Source organism: Micromonospora sp. WMMC273, from assembly GCF_027460285.1.
Lineage (GTDB): Bacteria > Actinomycetota > Actinomycetes > Mycobacteriales > Micromonosporaceae > Micromonospora > Micromonospora aurantiaca.
In genome coordinates, this window is sequence record NZ_JAPZBE010000001.1 from 773,972 (window position 1) to 791,323 (window position 17,352).

General features: G+C 72.4%; 16 protein-coding genes. 11 read left to right on the plus strand and 5 right to left on the minus strand.

The annotated features are described in order from the left end of the window. Window positions 1–32 precede the first annotated feature (32 nt). From O7611_RS03825 to O7611_RS03845, 5 genes are all read left to right on the plus strand, one after another. Window positions 33–485: a pyridoxamine 5'-phosphate oxidase family protein gene (locus O7611_RS03825; RefSeq protein ID WP_269696216.1), complete on the plus strand. Its 453-nt coding sequence runs from the start codon at window positions 33–35 to the stop codon at window positions 483–485. Between the two features lie 214 nt (window positions 486–699). Next, complete coding sequence (locus O7611_RS03830; protein ID WP_269696217.1) at window positions 700–1,782, plus strand: IS30 family transposase; 1,083 nt, start codon at window positions 700–702, stop codon at window positions 1,780–1,782. A 904-nt stretch (window positions 1,783–2,686) separates the two neighbouring features. Next, window positions 2,687–3,595, plus strand: coding sequence for a hypothetical protein (locus tag O7611_RS03835; RefSeq protein WP_269696218.1), 909 nt, complete (start codon window positions 2,687–2,689; stop codon window positions 3,593–3,595). A 125-nt stretch (window positions 3,596–3,720) separates the two neighbouring features. Continuing rightward, the gene (locus O7611_RS03840) at window positions 3,721–4,626 is read left to right on the plus strand and encodes a hypothetical protein (protein WP_269696219.1); all 906 of its coding nucleotides are present in this window, start codon (window positions 3,721–3,723) and stop codon (window positions 4,624–4,626) included. A gap of 87 nt (window positions 4,627–4,713) precedes the next feature. Continuing rightward, window positions 4,714–5,025 (plus strand): hypothetical protein, encoded by a 312-nt coding sequence (locus O7611_RS03845; protein WP_194799530.1) that lies wholly within the window; start codon window positions 4,714–4,716, stop codon window positions 5,023–5,025. A 21-nt stretch (window positions 5,026–5,046) separates the two neighbouring features. Here O7611_RS03845 and dacB read toward each other — a convergent pair whose 3' ends face one another. Next, window positions 5,047–6,630, minus strand: a complete 1,584-nt coding sequence (dacB, locus tag O7611_RS03850; RefSeq protein ID WP_194799531.1) for a D-alanyl-D-alanine carboxypeptidase/D-alanyl-D-alanine endopeptidase — start codon at window positions 6,628–6,630, stop codon at window positions 5,047–5,049. Window positions 6,631–6,947: 317 nt separating this feature from the next. Between dacB and O7611_RS03855 the strand changes: the two genes are divergently transcribed. Beyond that, window positions 6,948–7,229, plus strand: coding sequence for an iron-sulfur cluster biosynthesis family protein (locus tag O7611_RS03855; protein WP_047894073.1), 282 nt, complete (start codon window positions 6,948–6,950; stop codon window positions 7,227–7,229). Between the two features lie 2 nt (window positions 7,230–7,231). Here O7611_RS03855 and O7611_RS03860 read toward each other — a convergent pair whose 3' ends face one another. Then, on the minus strand, window positions 7,232–8,248 hold the full coding sequence (locus O7611_RS03860) for a beta family protein (protein WP_269696220.1): 1,017 nt from the start codon (window positions 8,246–8,248) through the stop codon (window positions 7,232–7,234). A 404-nt stretch (window positions 8,249–8,652) separates the two neighbouring features. On the opposite strand from O7611_RS03860, the gene O7611_RS03865 reads away from it, so the two are divergent. Beyond that, window positions 8,653–8,934 carry a hypothetical protein gene (locus tag O7611_RS03865; RefSeq protein WP_269696221.1) on the plus strand — a complete coding sequence of 94 codons (282 nt, stop codon included), beginning with the start codon at window positions 8,653–8,655 and terminating at the stop codon, window positions 8,932–8,934. A 249-nt stretch (window positions 8,935–9,183) separates the two neighbouring features. After that, window positions 9,184–9,576, plus strand: coding sequence for a cupin domain-containing protein (locus O7611_RS03870; RefSeq protein WP_013284343.1), 393 nt, complete (start codon window positions 9,184–9,186; stop codon window positions 9,574–9,576). A 36-nt stretch (window positions 9,577–9,612) separates the two neighbouring features. On the opposite strand, the gene O7611_RS03875 is transcribed toward O7611_RS03870, so the two are convergent. Both O7611_RS03875 and O7611_RS03880 read right to left on the minus strand, forming a co-directional pair. Beyond that, window positions 9,613–10,794: a threonine synthase gene (locus O7611_RS03875; RefSeq protein ID WP_194799534.1), complete on the minus strand. Its 1,182-nt coding sequence runs from the start codon at window positions 10,792–10,794 to the stop codon at window positions 9,613–9,615. Between the two features lie 8 nt (window positions 10,795–10,802). After that, window positions 10,803–11,837, minus strand: coding sequence for a DNA polymerase ligase N-terminal domain-containing protein (locus O7611_RS03880; protein ID WP_194799535.1), 1,035 nt, complete (start codon window positions 11,835–11,837; stop codon window positions 10,803–10,805). A gap of 78 nt (window positions 11,838–11,915) precedes the next feature. On the opposite strand from O7611_RS03880, the gene O7611_RS03885 reads away from it, so the two are divergent. Next, window positions 11,916–12,698, plus strand: coding sequence for an aldo/keto reductase (locus O7611_RS03885; protein WP_194799536.1), 783 nt, complete (start codon window positions 11,916–11,918; stop codon window positions 12,696–12,698). 61 nt (window positions 12,699–12,759) lie between these two features. On the opposite strand, the gene O7611_RS03890 is transcribed toward O7611_RS03885, so the two are convergent. Beyond that, window positions 12,760–13,893, minus strand: a complete 1,134-nt coding sequence (locus tag O7611_RS03890) for a GH12 family glycosyl hydrolase domain-containing protein (RefSeq protein ID WP_194799537.1) — start codon at window positions 13,891–13,893, stop codon at window positions 12,760–12,762. Between the two features lie 330 nt (window positions 13,894–14,223). Here O7611_RS03890 and O7611_RS03895 point away from each other — a divergent pair, with 330 nt between their 5' ends. Continuing rightward, a complete protein-coding gene (locus O7611_RS03895) occupies window positions 14,224–15,330 on the plus strand; it encodes an FAD-dependent monooxygenase (RefSeq protein WP_194799538.1) in 1,107 nt (368 codons plus the stop codon). Window positions 15,331–15,457: 127 nt separating this feature from the next. Then, complete coding sequence (ctaD, locus tag O7611_RS03900) at window positions 15,458–17,215, plus strand: aa3-type cytochrome oxidase subunit I (protein ID WP_013284349.1); 1,758 nt, start codon at window positions 15,458–15,460, stop codon at window positions 17,213–17,215. Window positions 17,216–17,352 lie beyond the last annotated feature (137 nt).

The window sequence follows — 17,352 nt, forward strand, 5'->3', positions numbered from 1 at the left end:
GGTTGTCAGGTTTTCCGGACACACTCGGGCACATGACATGGTGGTCCGATCTGGTGACGGCGGAGCCCGAGTTCGCGGCGCGGGTGCGCGCCCGCTTCGCGGTCCGCAAACACGGCACGATGGCGACACTGCGGCGGGACGGCTCCCCGCGGATCAGCGGCACCGAGTTCGACTTCGGCGACGACGGACAGCTGCGGCTGGGCAGCATGGCCGGCGCGCTCAAGGCGCGTGACCTGCTGCGTGACCCCCGGGTGGCGCTGCACAGCCCGACCGAGGACACCCCGCCGGACGACCCGTCCGCCTGGGACGGGGACGCGAAGATCGCCGGCCGGGCGCACGAGGAGCCGCCCGCCGAGGACGGCTCGCACCGCTTCCGGATCGAGCTGACCGAGGTGGTGCTCACCCGGGTCGGCGACCCACCCGACCACCTCGTGATCGAGAGCTGGCACCCCACCCGAGGCCGCCAACACCGAACCCGCCACTGACCCGCCGCCCGCCGCCCGCCGCCCGCCCGCGCCTGCTCCCGTCGCCCGCCCGCGCCTGCTCCCGTCGCCCGCCCGCGCCTGCTCCCGTCGATCATGAAGTTGACGGCACTCCGTGCCCGAAATGTCCCCGCCAACATCATGATCAACGGGGTTTGCGAGGGCGGGTGCGTCTGCCGCGTCGGGCCGGGGGAGATCTTGGTAGGAAATGGCCCCTATGGCGGGTTCAACCGGTGGTTGCAACACCCTTCCGGTGATCTTCGTTGGGGTGGTTGTGGCGTCGAGGTTGAGCCCGCTGGAGCGGGAGCAGATTGGGTTGGGTCGGGCTGCGGGTGAGTCGTTGCGGTCGATTGCGCGTCGGTTGGGACGGGCGGTCTCGACTGTTTCGCGTGAGGTGGGCCGGTTCGAGCGTTACGGGCAGCAGTATCAGCCGTCGATGGCGCAGTGGGCGTCGTTCTTGCGGCACAACCGTGCCAGGCGTGTGCCGCGGTTGGCTGTTGACGGGCGGTTGCGGCAGACCGTGGTGGATATGCTTCGTCGACGTCGTTCGCCGCAGCAGATCGCCGCTCGGCTGCGGTGGGAGTATCCGCTGCAGCCGGAGATGCATGTGTCGCACGAGACGATCTATCAGGCGATCTACCTGCAGGCGCGAGGGAATCTGCGTGCCGAGCTGACTCGTCAGGTGGCCCTGCGGTCCGGGCGAGCGGCGCGTCGGCGCCGGCCGGTGGCTGCGGCGGCGGTGCGCTCGAGTCGGCCGTGGCTCGGTTTGAACATCAGTGCCCGGCCCGCTGAAGTCGCCGATCGGGCCGTGCCCGGGCATTGGGAGGGCGATCTGCTCGAGGGAGTACGACGGGGTGGACGTGGTGGATCCGCGATCGCGACCCTGGTAGAACGCGCTACCCGATTCGTGATCCTGGTCGGACTGCCCGAGGGCAAGGTGTCCGAACACGTCGTATCTCAGCTGGCTGCCGCGATGACCTGGCTACCGCAGCGCCTACGGGCCTCGCTGACCTGGGACCAGGGCACAGAAATGGCCCGGCACCGTGACTTCACCATCGCCACCGACTGCCCGGTCTACTTCTGCGACCCCCACAGCCCCTGGCAACGCGGCAGCAACGAGAACACCAACGGCCTGCTGCGCCAGTACTTCCCCAAAGGCCAGTTCGACTTCACCACCATCGACCAAACCGGCCTCAACGCCATCGCCGACGAACTCAACGACCGTCCCCGCATGACCCTGGGCTGGGCCACCCCCGGTGAGAAGATGACCCAGCTACTAGGTGTTGCAACCACCGGTTGAACCCGCCTATGGGGGCCATATTCTTCCAAGATCTTGTCCGCGGGAGGGGCTGGCGGGGGGTGGTGCGTGGGAATTGCGGGGGCCGATGACCTTCTCCAAGATCGCGTTCTGTGTCATCCTCCCTACGGCGAGCCACGGGGCCGGGCCGCTCGCCGCCGGTGGCCGAGGAGGGTCGGTGGCTGAGGACGACATCGCGCGGACCGGAATCCGGGTCGGGGGTTGGCTGCCCACGCCGGACGAATCGACGGACGCGCCCGAGCGCCCTACCGGTCCACGCCGCCTGCCCGGGGACACCGACCCCGGCGCATCCCGGCCGGTGATGCCCCCGGACGTCGAGCGCTCACCCTCCGACGCGGACGATCCGGTGCCGCCGCTCGACCTGGATCCGCCCGGTACCGCTGTCTGGCCGCCTCCGCGCGCCGCCGGCCCGCCGGCTTCCGACCTTCCGGCCGCCGGTCCGCTCCCGACCGACATGCCCGCACCCAGCCTGCCGGCGCCGCCCCCGCTCACCCCGGGCCCGCTCACCCCGGGCCCGCTGGCTTCGGGTCCGATCGCGCCGGGTGTGCAAGCTCCGGGTCGGCTGAGCCCGGGTGTGCAAGCTTCGGGACCGATCGGTCCGGGTTCGATCGGCCCGGGACCACTCATCTCCGGAGCGGCTGCGCCGGCCGGCCCCGAGTCGCGTCCGAATCCGCCCGGCGGCCGGCTTCCGCTGGTCGGGCCGGCGCCGATCGGACTGCACCTGTCCGGTTCGCCGCCGATCCGGCCGGGCACCACTACCCACGATCCGGACGGCCCGGCAGGAGCCGCCCACGGCCCGGCGAGGTCGCCAGCGGCCGCGCCTGGCCCGGCAGGCCCGGCAGGCATCACCCACGATCCGGCAGACGCCGCCCACGGCCCGGCCGAGGTGGAAGCGCGGCCGGGCCGGCACTCCGCCTCGGAGAGTCTGACGGCGCGCCTCGCCGACCTGACCGGCGGGATCAGCGTCCGGCTGCGCGACGCGGCGCGGACCGGGCTGAGTCGGACGCCCGACCCGGCCCGGCCCTCGGTCGATGCCCCGGTCACCCGGGTCGCGGCGGCCCGGGCCCGGCGTCGACGCCGGCGCGCCGTGTTGGCAGCGGTGGCCGTGACCGGGCTGGTGACGGCGCTGGCGTACGCGGTCCGGTCGCCCGCGTCACCCCCGCGGGAGACCGCGCCGGTGGCGGCACCGACTGTGCAGGCACCCGGCGATCGGGCGCCGGTCGCGCCGGTCACCGGCGACCCGGTCTCGCCCGGCGGGCCGCTGCTCGACGTGGACCTGGCACCGCTGCCGGGGTCGTTGTCGCTCACCGACCTCGGTACGCGGGACTGGCGGCACTGGGGCGGTACCGGCGCGGACAGCTTCCACCGCAAGGCGGGCGGCAGCGGCGAGATCCAGGACCCGGGTGGCGAGCGGCTGGAGCACAACGCGGGCGCCTGTGACCTGCAGTGGACCGACGGCACGCCGACGGCGCGTCAGGAGGGCACCCGGGCGGGTGTCTTCCAGCGCGGCGCCGGGAAGAGCTTCACGCTCGGCGTGACCGGGAGCGGGGATCTGCGTACGGTCCGGCTGTTCGTCGGCACCTTCTCGGCCGGTGCGCGGCTCGACCTGTCGCTGTCCAGTGGGGGCGACCCCGCCGTCCGCGAGGTCGCCCTCGCCGCGGGCGACCGCTTCTACCAGTACGTCATCCGCTTCCGGGCGGCCCCGGGGGAGCGGCTGCTGATCAGGTGGCAGGCCCTGACCGTGACCGGCGGCCAGAACGACGGGGTGGCGCTGCAGGCGATCACGGTAGGCTGAGCGGCCGGTCCGGCGAGCGGTCGCCAGGTAACGAACTGGAAACGCCCGTCACTCGACATATGGCGCAAAGGGCCATGCGGTGACACCGTGAAGCCCGTCGCACACCTGTCGTATCCGGCGGTGTCGTGACCGAAGTGGAGGGTGTGGTGGGCCAGGAGGACCGTCCGCGTACCGGCCCCGGCTCACACCGGCACGGCCTGCCGCGTACCCGGTCCGCGTTGCGCCGGCTGCGCCGCCGGCGTCGGCTGATGCTCGAAGGGCTGGCCGCCCTACTCTGCCTGGCGGCGCTGGCCGTCTACCTGGGCGTCGAACGGCACGACGCGCCGCGCGAGGAGCACGCCGGAGTGCCGGTGGCACCGCCCGGGCGGGTCGGGCTGCCGAACGAGGCCGACGACACGGTGGTCAACCCGGGCTTGCGTCCCCGGCAGCGGCCGCCGTCGCCGAGCCCGTCGCCGTCCACGCAGTCACCGTCACCGACGCCCGCGCTCCCGCCGACCGTCACCGTGACCCGCGCCGAGGTTCCCGCCACCGTCGACCTCACCGCCGCCGGGCCCACCGACTGGGTCCACTGGGGGCTCACCGGCGCCGACCGGACGGTCCGCAAGCGCGGTGGCTCCGGCGAGATCCGCGACGAGGGCGGCCGGGGGCGGCGGGAGAGCTTCAGCAACAACCCCGAGGCGTACGCGTGGCGTGACGGCAACCCGGTCGCGTCGGCGAGCGGCACGATGTCCGGCCTCTACACCTGCCATCGGGGCAGCGGGTTCAACCTGTCGGTGGCCGCTGACGGGCAGCAGCGCACGGTGCGTCTGTACGCCGGACTCTGGATGGCCCGGGGCCGCCTCGACGTGCGCGTCTCCAGCGGCGGCCCGGTGACCACGCTCCGGATGGAGGATCCGCACACGGCGCTCACCGCCGAGTTCACGATCAAGTTCCGTGCCTCGCGTGGCGCGCGGCTGCTGATGAGCTGGACGGTGGAGGAGTCGCTGGGCGACTGCGGCAACGTCAGCCTGCAGGCGGTGGCGCTGCGCTGAGCGGGGACAGTTTGTCCGTCGCGTACCCGGCCGGGCGTCGTACGTTTCCGTTGTCCCGTCCGACCATCCTCTGTGGAGGCCCGACCGATGACCGGCCCTGCCCCCGTCGTCCCCGCCCGCCCGCGCACCGACTGTGACGTGCTGCGCGAGATCCCGATGCCGCCGTACGTGACGGTCGAGGACGTCCAGTTCGCGGTGCGGGCGGTGGTGGTGCACGCTCCGCGGGCCTGGTCGGGCGGGACCATCTGCCGCAACGACGCCAGCCCGCACCCGTGCCGCCTGCACGTGTGGGGCCGCCGGGTGCTCACCCTGCGCGGACTGCCGTCGGCGGAGATCGACGCGCTGGTCGAGCGCGGCGACCCCGCCGCCGACCCGCGTCCGTACCGCCCCGGCGCCTGAGCACCGGGGCGGCCGGGCCGGTCAGCAGAGCGCGGGCTTCACCCAGGAGCACTCTCGCCCCTCCGGTACGCGCGGCGACTCCGGCGCGACCGGCACGGCCCGCCGAGCGGTCGCCGTCTCCTTCTCGGTGTACGAGGCGAGCGCGATGGCGATCTGGTCCTCCAGCCCCTTCACCGACGAGGTGAGGTAGTTGTTCAGCACGATCGAGAACGCGAGCAGCCGTCCGTCGGCGTCGGTGACGTAGCCGGAGAGCGCCGACGCGCCGGTCAGGCTGCCGGTCTTGGCGTGCACGTTGTTCGCGGCGGCGGTGCCGCCCATCCGGCTGCGCAGCGTCCCGCCCACGAACCGGTCCGGGTTGCCGGCCACCGGCAGCGCGGCGTACCAGGTGTCGAACCACGGTTCGGCGCGGACCGCCGAGAGCAGCGTGACGAACTGGGCCGGCGGGACGAGATTGCGCCGGGACAGGCCGGACCCGTCGCGCTGGCGCAGCGTGCCGGTGTCCACTCCGGCGTCACCCACGTACCCGCTGATCGCGGACAGCCCGGCGGCCCAGGTGCCGGCCCCGGACAGCTGTCGGCCCAGTTCCTTGGTGAGCACCTCGGCGTGACCGTTGTTGGAGAGCTTGAGGAACGGCACCATCAGGTCGGCCAGCGGCATCGAGTCGTGCCGGGCGAGCGGCTTGGCCGTGTCCGGGGTGGCGGTGCCGAGCACGGTCCGGCCGAGCACCCGTACGCCGTGCCGCCGCAGCGCGGAGCGGAACACGTCGGCGGCGTACCCGGTCGGTTCCCACACGGTCACCCAGTCGCTCTCGGCGGCCTGGCCGACCGCGATCTGGCCGGTCACCACCACCGTGTTGCCGCCGTGCTCACGTTCGAAGGAGATGGTGGTCTCGCCGTCGGCGACCGTCTCGGCCCGGTTGTCGATCCGCAGCCAGCCGTTGTCCGGGGTCATGGAGATCTTCGGCCGTGCGCCGGCCCGTGTGCCGGGGGTGGCGTGCACGATCACGGTGCCCGCGTCGTAATCGGTGTCCGGGGCGACCGTCAGCGCGGACACCTGCGCGGCGTAGTAGTAGGGCTCGTCGTCCCAGGTCCAGTCCGGACCGAGCCGGCCCCTGTCGTAGCGGGTGTCGTCGGCGACCAGATCGCCCGCGACCACGCGTACACCCGCCGCGGCGACCTGCTGCGCGAGGCGGTCGTAGTCGGCGGCGAGGATGGTGGGGTCGCCGCCGCCACGCAGGTAGAGGTCACCGGAGAGCATCCCGGCGCGGCGCGTCCCGTCGGCGCTGACCTCGGTGGTGAAGCGGTGACCCGGGCCGAGGAGTTCCATCGCCGCCGCCGAGGTGAGCAGCTTGGTGTTGGAGGCGGGGATGAGCCGCCGGGTGCCGTTGCGGTCGTAGAGCGTACGGCCGGTGGTGGTGTCGACGACCACCACGCCCGCCTGCGCCCCGTCGAGCCGGCTGTCGGCGAGGACCGCGTCGATTGTGGCGTTCAGCCGGGTCTGCGCGGGGGTGGGCGCTTCGGCGGTGGCGGTGGTGGTGCCGGCGGCGGCCGCGGTGGCGACCAGCGCCAGCACCGCGAGCGCCCGGGGGAATAGGCGTCGATGCATGGAAGGATGCTGCCACGGAGATTTCCTGCGGGAAAGGCTCCGGAGCGAAAGGTTATTTGCGGCTGCCGACGCCGGCACCGCAAACCCCTCGGTGTTCCCGGTACGGACCGGGGAAAACACCTGTTCACCGGGGAGCGGCCGATCGCCGGGTTCCGTTTGACGGATGACCTGGCAGCGGGCACGGTGGGGGTGAGGGCCGGGGAACCGCCCTGCTTCCAGCGCGGCGGGACCGTGTCTCGCCCGCTTCCGGGTCGCGAGCCGACCGCGTGGGCCGTGTCGCCCGCGAAACCCGACATCCAGCCATGAGGAGTTCAGCCATGCTGACCATGACCGACAACGCCGTCCTGGTGATCCGCGACCTCGCCGCCCAGCAGGACGTCGCCGACGCGGGCGGGCTGCGCATCGCCGCCGACACCGACGCCGGTTCGCTCTCGATCGAGCTGGTGCCGCAGCCGGTGCAGGGCGACCAGGTGGTGGACACCGAGGGGGCGCGCATCTTCCTCGACTCGGACGCGGCCGAGCTGCTCAACGACACGTCTGTGGACGCGGTCGTCGACGAGGAGGGCGTGGTCCAGTTCGGGTTCACCGAGAAGGAGTGAGCTCAGCCGGCCCGCTGGTCCGGTTCCGGCCGGACCAGCGCGGCCAGCACGTGCGCCAGATGGTGTGAGGTGCTCCACGCGATCCAGTTGGCCGGTGAGCCCGCGCCCGCACCCCGCCGGGCCCGCCGGACGATCTCGTGGTCGCCCCAGGAGAAGCCGGCCCCGGCCGGTGACCAGTGCGGCGCTGTGGTGAGCGTGCGGCACAGGTCGGCGAAGCGATCGTCGCCCCGCCCGCCCCGCCGCGACCAGCGGTACACCCACCACGCGTCGTCGACGGCCCAGCGCAGCGTCGGGGTCCGGTCGCCCGGCTCGTCCGCGTCCCGTACCGCGCAGCAGACGCCGTAGTCGCCGTATCCGAGGCCCAGGTCGGCCAGGCGCCGCCAGAGCGACCAGTCGTAGCGGTCCAGCCGCACCGGTTCGTCCACCGGCAGCCGGGACAGCGACGGAGGCATTCCGCCCGCGGCCACCGTGACCGAGCGCCAGGCGTGCCGCCGGGCCCAGTGCGCCGCCCGCCGGACCCGTGGCTCGGCCAGCCGCACGTCGGCCTGGCAGCACACGTCCCCCGCGTCGAGCAGCAGATCGCACTGCTCGGGCAGCAGCCCGGTCACCCGCCACACCCGTTCCGCCGCCGCCGTCGCGGCGTCCGGTCCGGCCCGGTCCGGGCCGACCCGCAACCGGACCACCGCGTGGTGCGCCCAGGCCCGGGCCGCCGCGCCGTGCGCGGCCAGCCGCCGGTCACTGTCCGCGAGACCGATGACCGGCACCAGCGGTACGCCCCAGCGGGCCGGATCGTGGTCCGCGCCGTCCGGCAGCGCCGACACGTCGACGGCGGGCAGCAGGCCGTCGGGCAGCCGATTCAGCGCATCCACGATGGACGGCGCGTCGGCCGGAACGTCGAGGATCGGTGCGAGCAGCGCGGCGGAGGCGTCGTCGAGCCGGGTCAGCGCCTCCAGTTCCCCGCGCCGCGCGGCAAGCACCGGGCGGTAGGCCGGAGGTCGACCTCGGAGCGGCGGCACCATACTTCAATGTAGCCAGACGACTGCGCTGCGTCATGGTTTCCGGTCGGCTCCGGTTCCGGGAGCAGGCATCGCAGGGGTCGGTGGAGGGAACCCCGTAGTCGATCGTCAGGGCGACGTTTCCGCAGCTCAGAGCCGTCCACTGTCAATGATCGGACAGTCCTCCGGCTGGTTGCCGGGCGCTTCGCCGACATAGCGTCGGAATCACCGAGGGGGACCGCCGACGATCGCCCGGAAGTGTACGAACGCCTCCTGCCGGCGTACCGGCGGGAGAGAGGATCACCATGCCGAGCCGCAGGGCAAGGAGGGAAACCACCGGCCAGCCGATCCCGAGCATGCGGGATGCCGCGCGCGCCGACACCGAGATCAACTCGTGTTCACCGGTCGGGTTACCGCCGACCGCGCGCATGCTGTTCGCCGTTGTCGACGCCAACGGGCGGCTCGTCCGGGGCCTCGGCGCCACCTCGGCCACCCGGCTCGCCGCCGGGATGTACCAGGTCGCGTTCGACCAGGACGTGGCCGGGGCGGCGTACGTCGGGACGGTCGGCCCGGCGACGGCGAACGGGCTGGTACCGCAAGGCGTCATCACGGTGGCGCCACGCTCGGGCATCGCCAACGCGGTGTTCGTCGAGACGCACGGCGCGAGCGGGCACGCGGACCGCCCGTTCCACCTGGCCGTGCTGGCCTGACCGGACCCGCGAACGAGCGCACGGCGCCGCACGACCTCCGGTCGTAACGTCGCCGCGCTCCGGCCGTCTCCCACCACCGCAGCCGTACGGCGGTACGCCGGCGGGGACCTGGCTCGACCGGTCCAGCCCGCACCGGTCTTGTCGGCAGCACATGCCCCTTCTCCGGGCATCCAAACCGGATCGGCGTGGGGAATTCCACCATCTGCGACTCCCGGCGTGGCGGGCGCGTGATCGGGGTATGAGCGGGCCATGGAGCATTTCACGATCGCGACAGTCGCCGAGAAGAGTCCCGACTTCCGCCGCGTGCTCTGGACCGGAGAGCACACCCAGCTGGTCATCATGACCATTCCGCCGGGCGGCGAGATCGGCGAGGAGGTCCACGAGGGCATCGACCAGATCCTCACGTTCGTCAGCGGCACCGGCGAGGCGCGGGTGGCCGGGGAGAAGAAGGAGGTCGTCTCCGGCGACCTGGTGGTCGTACCGGCCGGCACGAAGCACAACTTCGTCAACACCGGGCCGAACCCGCTGGTGCTCTACACCGTCTACGGCCCGCCGGAGCACGCCGACGGCGCGGTGCACAAGACGAAGGAGGAGGCGGACGCCGCCGAGGAGGCGGGCGAGGACGAGCCGCCCACCTCCTGACCGCACGTCTCGAGCGGGGCGCCACGATCTCGCCTGTCAGACGGGCGCCCCGCTGTGCACCAGCCCCGGATACTTGACGCCGGCCCCGGTGTTCAGCACCACCACGCGCTCACCGGGCCGGATCCACCCGCCCGCGCGCAGGTGCCGGGCGGCGGTCAGGCAGGCCGCGCCCTCCGGGCAGAGCAGCAGCCCCTCCCGGGCGGCGAAGTCGCGCAGGTCGGTGAGGATCTCGGCGTCGTCCACCGCGATCGCGGTGCCGGCGCTCTCCCGCAGCGCGGACAGGATCAGCTCGTCGCCGAGCGGCGCGGGTACGGTGATGCCGAACGCGACGGTGTGGGCGTCCTCCCACGGGGTGACGCGCTCCTCGCCGGCCGCGAACGCCCGCACGATCGGCGCGCACCCGGTGGACTGCACCGCGACCAGCCGGGGCAGCCGGTCCTCCACCCAGCCCAGCTCGCGCAACTCGTGCAGCGCCTTGTGGATGCCGATCAGCCCGACGCCACCGCCGGTCGGATAGACGATCACGTCGGGCACCTGCCAGCCGAGCTGCTCGACGATCTCGTACCCCATTGTCTTCTTGCCTTCGAGGCGGTACGGCTCGCGCAGCGTGCCGGCGTCGAAGATCCCGCCGTCCGACCCGGCGATCAGCTCGGCGACGTCCCGGCCCGCGTCGTTTATCAGGCCGTCGATCAGCCGCAGGTCGGCGCCCGCGGCGAGGCACTCCTCGCGGCAGATCGTCGGCGCGGCCAGCGGCATGGCGATCGTCGCGCCGATCCCGGCCCGCGCCGCGTACGTGGCCCAGGCCGCTCCCGCGTTGCCGTTCGTGGGCATGGCGATCCGCCGCACGCCCAGCTCCCGGGCCCGGCTCACGCCCACCGACGCGCCGCGCGCCTTGAACGAACCGGTCGGCGTCAGCCCCTCGTCCTTGACGATCAGATCCGCGATGCCGATCTCGTGGCCGTACGCCGGCGCGCGCCACATCGGCGTCCAGCCCTCGCCCAGCGTGGTCACGCACCGGGGGTCGGCCACCGGCAGCAGTTCCCGGTAACGCCACAGGTCGGCCGGGCGCAGCCCGAACTGCTCCGGCGCGACGGTGGCGGCCACCGCGGCGAGGTCGTAGCGGGCCAGCAGCGGCGAGCCGCAGCCGCAGAGGTTCTGCAACACGTCGGCCGGGTGTTCACTGCCGCAGCGCGGGCACTCCAGGTGCGTCAGGTGCACGGTGGTCCTCAGCTCGCGTCGATGCTCAGCCAGTGCCGGCTGCGCCGGCCCGGCTCGTACGGGGAGTCGAGGCGTTTCGCCACCACTCCCGGGAGCCCCTGCTCACGGGCGGCCCGTAGGGCGTCCGCGCCGACTCCCGGGAACCACGGCGGAGTCTGCCAGTGCGGACCCGTGAGCGCCAGGCCGTCGAGCAGGTCACGGCGTTGCGCGTACGGCACGTCGAGGCTGGACACGCCCTCCAGCCAGAGCAGGTCGACGGCGAGGAACTGACCGTCGCGCCGGGTCGGCGGACGGACCCGCCCGGCCGGGTCGATCCGGACCAGCACGCCGTCGAGCACCGCCTCGGCCGGGGCCAGCGCCTCGGCCATCGCCCGTGCCCAGGGGTACGACCCGCTGACGTCGGTGTCGTCGCCGTCGAGCAGCCGCAGCCGGCCGCCCGAGACGTACGCCATCGCGCGCACGCCCGCCCAGCGCAGCTCGTACCCCCAGGCGGCGGCGTCGCGCGGCAGCCGCCCGCCCTCGGCGGGGAGCATCGGGCGGACCAGCTCGGGCATCGGCGTCCAGCCCTCCGGTGCCGGGTCGGTGCGCCTGATCATCCAGTCCCGGCCCCGCCCGCCGGTGGCGAACAGGACGTACCGGCCCTTCGTGCGCTCGCCGTCGAGCACCACGATCACCTCGTCGTCGCGCCACTTCTCCGCGCGGTAGGTGCCGGTGTCGTGCACTGTCATCCGCCCGCCGCCGTACTCCCCGGCCGGGATCTCCCCGTGGAACGTCAGGTACTCCATCGGGTGGTCCTCGGTGTGCACCGCCAGGTGGTTGCGGCCCGGGTCGCGCGGCAGGCCGCGCGGCACCGCCCAGGAGGCGAGCACGCCGTCGTGCTCCAGGCGCAGGTCCCAGTGCAGGCTCCGGGCGTGGTGCTGCTGGATGACGAAGCGGGGGGCGCGCCGCGCGGACCGTTTCCGGCCGGCAGCCCGCTCGGGCACCGGTTCCGGGGTACGCGCGGCGTCCCGTTTCCGCCGGTACTCCTCCAGCCGGTCCGCCATCCCCGCATCCTCCCCCAGACCCGCCGTACGCGCCGGGATGCCGGTGTGTGTGCGGCCAACCGGGGTAGAACGGGGGACATGGACAGCGACCAGCCCACCCTTCCGCTCACCGGCGACGTCCGGATCCCGCTGCTCGGCTTCGGCACGTGGCAGGCCACCGGCGAGGCCGGGTACCAGGCGGTGCTCGCCGCGCTGGACGCCGGCTACCGGCACATCGACACGGCCACCATGTACGGCAACGAGAAGGAGGTCGGGCGGGCGGTGAAGGAGAGCGGTCTGCGCCGCGAGGACGTCTTCATCACCACCAAACTGCCGCCGGACCGGGTGGGCCGGGAGCGGGAGACCATCGAGGCCAGCCTGGCCGCCTTGGACACCGACTACGTCGACCTGTGGCTGGTGCACTGGCCGCCGTCCGCGCCGGGCGACAGCATCCCGGTGTGGCGGGAGATGCTCGCCGCGCGGGACGAGAACATGGCGCGCACGGTCGGGGTGAGCAACTACTCGATCGGGCAGATCGACGAGCTGATCCAGGCCACCGAGGAGACGCCCGCGGTCAACCAGATCCGCTGGAGCCCGTCGCTGTACGACAGGCACACGCACGCCGCCCACCGGGACCGGGGCGTGGCGCTGGAGGGGTACAGCCCGTTCAAGGCCAGTGACCTGTCCGACCCGGTGCTGGTCCGCATCGCCCAGGCGCACGACGTGTCACCGGCCCAGGTGGTGCTGCGCTGGCACATCGACCACGAGATCGTGGTCATCCCGAAGTCGGTCACGCCGGAGCGCATCCGGGCCAACGTCGACGTGTTCGGGTTCTCGCTCACCGCCGAGGAGATGCGCGACGTCGACGCACTCGCCGGCTGAGGCGTACCGGGGAAGGGGGCGCGGTCCGTCGCGGACCGCGCCCCCTTCTCGTGTGCGGTGGTCAGCCCCGGGCGCAGGTGGAGCCGTTGAGCGTGAAGCTGCTCGGCGCGGAGTAGCTGCCGTTCAGCGTCGCCTGGTAGCCGAAGCTGGTGGACGCCCCGGGCGCCAGCGTGCCGTTGTAGCCGGCGTTGCGGGCGGTCACCGCCGAGCCGCTCTGGCTCACGGTGGCGTTCCACGCGTTGGTGACGGTCTGCCCGGAGGGCAGGTTGTAGTTGAGCGTCCAGCCGTTGATCGTGCCGGAGCCGGTGTTCTTGACGGTCACGTCGGCGGTGAAGCCGTTGTTCCAGACGTTCGCCGCCTTGTAGGTGACGGTGCAGGACGCGCCGCCGGACGGCGGAGGCGTGGTCGGCGCGGACGTGGTCGGCGGCGGGTTGGAACCGGTGTTGACGCTCTGCGAGAACGAGTTCACCGCCAGTCCGACGCCGCCCTGCCACGGCTCGAACCCGGCCTGGATGCTGGTCAGGTACCAGTCGTTCGTGATCGCGCCCCGGTTGCGGGTGTCGTTGATGAACGCCATCGCGTCGAAGCTGAAGCTGGGGATGGCGGACGGCGACAGGTACGAGATGACGTTGTTGGAGCCGTTGCTGCCGCGCCAGACCTCCCAGGTGCGGCCGGCGATGCTGGCGGTGCCGACCGGCGAGCCGATGGGCTGGATCGAGCCCTGCCGGTTGAGCCAGATCATGATCTCCATCTGGTTCACGCCGTCGCGCTTGGGCGACGGGTCGAGCCAGATGTCGTACGACGCGTTGAAGATCGCGCCGCTGACGTAGTTGTAGCTGATGCTGGACGGGGCGCTGCTGATGTTCTTCACCTGCACCGGCAGGTTCGTGCCGGGCGAGCAGTTGGTGTAGTGGCAGCCCACGAAGATCGACGGGTACGCGACCGGCGCCCCGTTGGTCGGCGCGGAGCCGTCCGCCCGGGTGATCGAGAAGCCGGTCGAGGTGACGTTGATGCACTGCTGGGCACTGGTGCCCCAGCGGTTGTTCTGCACCACGTACTTGCCGCCGATGGTGGTCGAGCCGTACTGCTCGCAGATCTGGGTGTCGGCGGAGGCGGTGCCGCCGAGCGCGACGGCGACGAGGGTGCCGGCGGCGAGCAGTCCGGCCGCCGCGAGGGCCCTGAGTGGACGCTTCATGATGCTCCTTGGCTCGGCGCGGGGACGGCGCCGGTTCGGTAGGTGGTACGGGCGGGAGCGCTCCCACGATGCACTGCACACATTTACATGTCTCGAATCATTGCGCAAATGCGCCGGGCTCGTTAACGCTCCGCGTCCGGCCGGTGGCGCACGAGAGGACCGCGGCCGCCCCCTTCCCCCAGATGGAGGCGGGATTCCTGCCGGTGGGACGGGGTGCGCCGCCGACCGGCGGCCCGCGCCAGGGCGCACGGGCACTTCCGCCGCCTGGTTGCGGCGAGTAATGTCTTGCCTCCAACGCGTTCCGATCCCCCTCCGGAGGCGTACCCCGTGATGGGTGGTTCCCCCCTGCGCATCCTCGTCGTCGGCGCGGGCATCGCCGGCCTCGCCGTGGCCCGGGCGCTGCGCCTGGCGGGGTTCCGGCCCGACGTCACCGAACGGCTGCCACCCACCGAGACGATCGAGACCGGCCTCTACCTACCGGGCAACGCCGCCCGGGCGATGCGCCGGCTCGACCTCGACGGGCCGCTGCGCCCGCTCGGCCAGGTGATCCACCGGCAGCGCTTCCTCGACGCCGCCGGGGCGCCGCTGTGCGAGGTCGACCTCGACGCGCTCTGGGCCGGCGTGGGGGAGTGCCGGGCGCTGCCCCGGGCCGAACTGCACCGGGTACTGCTCACCGGTGCCGGCGGCGCGGTGCGCCACGGCGCCGAGGTGAGCACCGTCGACCCGCTGCCCGGGCGGGTCGCCGTCGGCTTCACCGACGGCACCACCGCGGAGTACGACCTGGTCGTCGGCGCTGACGGACCCCGCTCGGCGGTACGGACGCTCGCCGCGCTCGGCGGACCGCCACGCCCCGCCGGGCAGGTGGTCTACCGCGCCCTGGTGCGCGGCGGCCCCCGGATCGCGGACTGGACCGCCCTGCTCGGCCAGCGGGCCGGGTTCCTCGTGGTGCCGCTCGGCGCCGGACGGCTCTACTGCTACGCCGACGAGGCCGGCACCGACCTGCCCGCCGATCCGCTGGCCCGCCTGCACGAGCTGTTCGGCTCCTACGGCGGCCCGGTGCCCGAGGTGCTCGCCGCGCTGGAGAGCGTGTGCGTGGAGCGCACCGAGGAGGTCGAGCTGGGACGCTGGTTCCACGGCCGGGTGCTGCTCGTCGGTGATGCCGCTCACGCGACCGCGCCGACGCTGTCCCAGGGTGCCGCAATGGCGCTGGAGGACGCCGTCGTGCTCGCCGAGTCGCTGCGCGCCGCCGGCAGCGTCGACGCCGCGCTGATCGCGTACGAGAGTCGTCGCCGCCCGCGTACCCGCTGGGTGCGGGACCGGACCCGGGACCGCAACCGCACCCGCGACGTGCCGCCGGCGCTGCGCGACCCGTTGCTGCGCGGACGCGGCGGGCGGATCTTCCGGGAGCACTACCGGCTCCTGACCGGTCCCCTCTAGAGAGCGGGAGATCGTAGCCGCCCACCCCACGCGGCGGGGCCACCTACCGGGGACTATCCTCCCTACGGATGACGGCTGCGCCGATGACCAGCGCGCCGAGCGGGACAACCAGAACCGGAGGCCACTCGTGACCACCGTCGCACCCAAGCCGGTCGTGACCCGGCCCTGGCCGGTCCGCGAGCCGGTCAAGGGGTCGGCCATCGCGCGGCTGCTGCGCACCACGGACGCGAAGCAGATCGGGATCATGTACATGGTCACCGCGTTCGTGTTCTTCATGATCGGTGGCCTGATGGCCCTGATCATGCGTGCCGAACTCGCGCGACCGGGCCTGCAGTTCCTGTCGCCCGAGCAGTACAACCAGCTCTTCACGATGCACGGCACGATCATGCTGCTGTTCTTCGCGACGCCGATCGTGTTCGCCTTCGCGAACTACGTGGTGCCGCTGCAGATCGGCGCGCCGGACGTGTCGTTCCCCCGGCTCAACGCCTTCGCCTACTGGCTGTACCTGTTCGGTGGCACGCTCGCCACCGCGGGCTTCATCGCCCCGGGCGGCGCGGCCGACTTCGGCTGGACCGCGTACACGCCGCTGAGCACCGCCGACCACGCCCCGGGCGTGGGCGCCAACATGTGGGTCGTCGGCCTGGCCATCTCCGGTCTGGGCACGATCCTAGGCGCGGTCAACCTGATCACCACGATCCTGACCCTGCGCGCGCCCGGCATGACCATGTTCCGGATGCCGATCTTCACCTGGAACATGCTGGTCACCAGCCTGCTGGCGATCCTGGTCTTCCCGCTGCTGGCCGCCGCGCTGTTCGCGCTCGCCGCGGACCGCCTGATGGGCGCCCACGTGTACGACCCGGCGACCGGCGGGCCGATGCTGTGGCAGCACCTGTTCTGGTTCTTCGGTCACCCCGAGGTTTACATCATCGCGCTGCCGTTCTTCGGCATCATCAGCGAGATCATCCCGGTGTTCTCCCGGAAGCCGATCTTCGGCTACAAGGGCCTGGTGGCCGCCACCATCGCCATCGCCGCCCTATCGATGAGCGTCTGGGCGCACCACATGTTCGCCACCGGCCAGGTGCTGCTGCCGTTCTTCAGCTTCCTGAGCTACCTGATCGCCGTGCCCACCGGTATGAAGTTCTTCAACTGGATCGGCACCATGTGGCGGGGCCAGATCACGTTCGAGACGCCGATGCTGTTCTCGATCGGCTTCCTGGTGACCTTCCTCTTCGGTGGTCTCACCGGTGTGCTGCTGGCCAGCCCGCCGCTCGACTTCCACCTGCACGACTCGTACTTCGTGGTGGCGCACTTCCACTACGTACTCTTCGGCACCATCGTGTTCGCGGTGTTCGCCGGCATCTACTTCTGGTTCCCGAAGATGTTCGGCCGGATGCTCGACGAGCGGCTCGGCAAGATCCACTTCTGGCTGACCATGATCGGCTTCCACACCACGTTCCTGGTGCAGCACTGGCTGGGCAACGAGGGCATGCCGCGCCGGTACGCCGACTACCAGGCCGCCGACGGCTTCACCACGCTGAACACGATCTCCACGATCGGCGCGTTCATCACCGGTATCTCGACGCTGCCGTTCATCTGGAACTGCTGGAAGTCGTACAAGACCGGCCCGGTCGTCGAGGTCGACGACCCGTGGGGCCACGGCAACTCGCTCGAGTGGGCCACCAGCTCCCCGCCGCCGCTGCGTAACTTCGACCGCATGCCGCGCATCCGCTCGGAGCGGCCGGCGTTCGACGCGAAGTTCCCCGAGCTGGCCGCCGGGCAGAGCCTGGCCGGTCCGCCGGAGGGTGGTGCCAAGCCGCTGACCAGCGAGGTCAACGGTGGCGCCAGCTACCAGGAGGACACCGCAGGCAACCTCGACCAGCGCTGACGCAGTCCAAGGCCGGGCGCCGCACTCCCCCACGGGGTGCGGCGCCCGCTCTGTTTCTCCCGCCCGTCCCCGCCCGTCCCCGTTGATCATGAAGTTGACGGTGTTCCGTGTCCGATTTGTCGCCGCCAACTTCATGA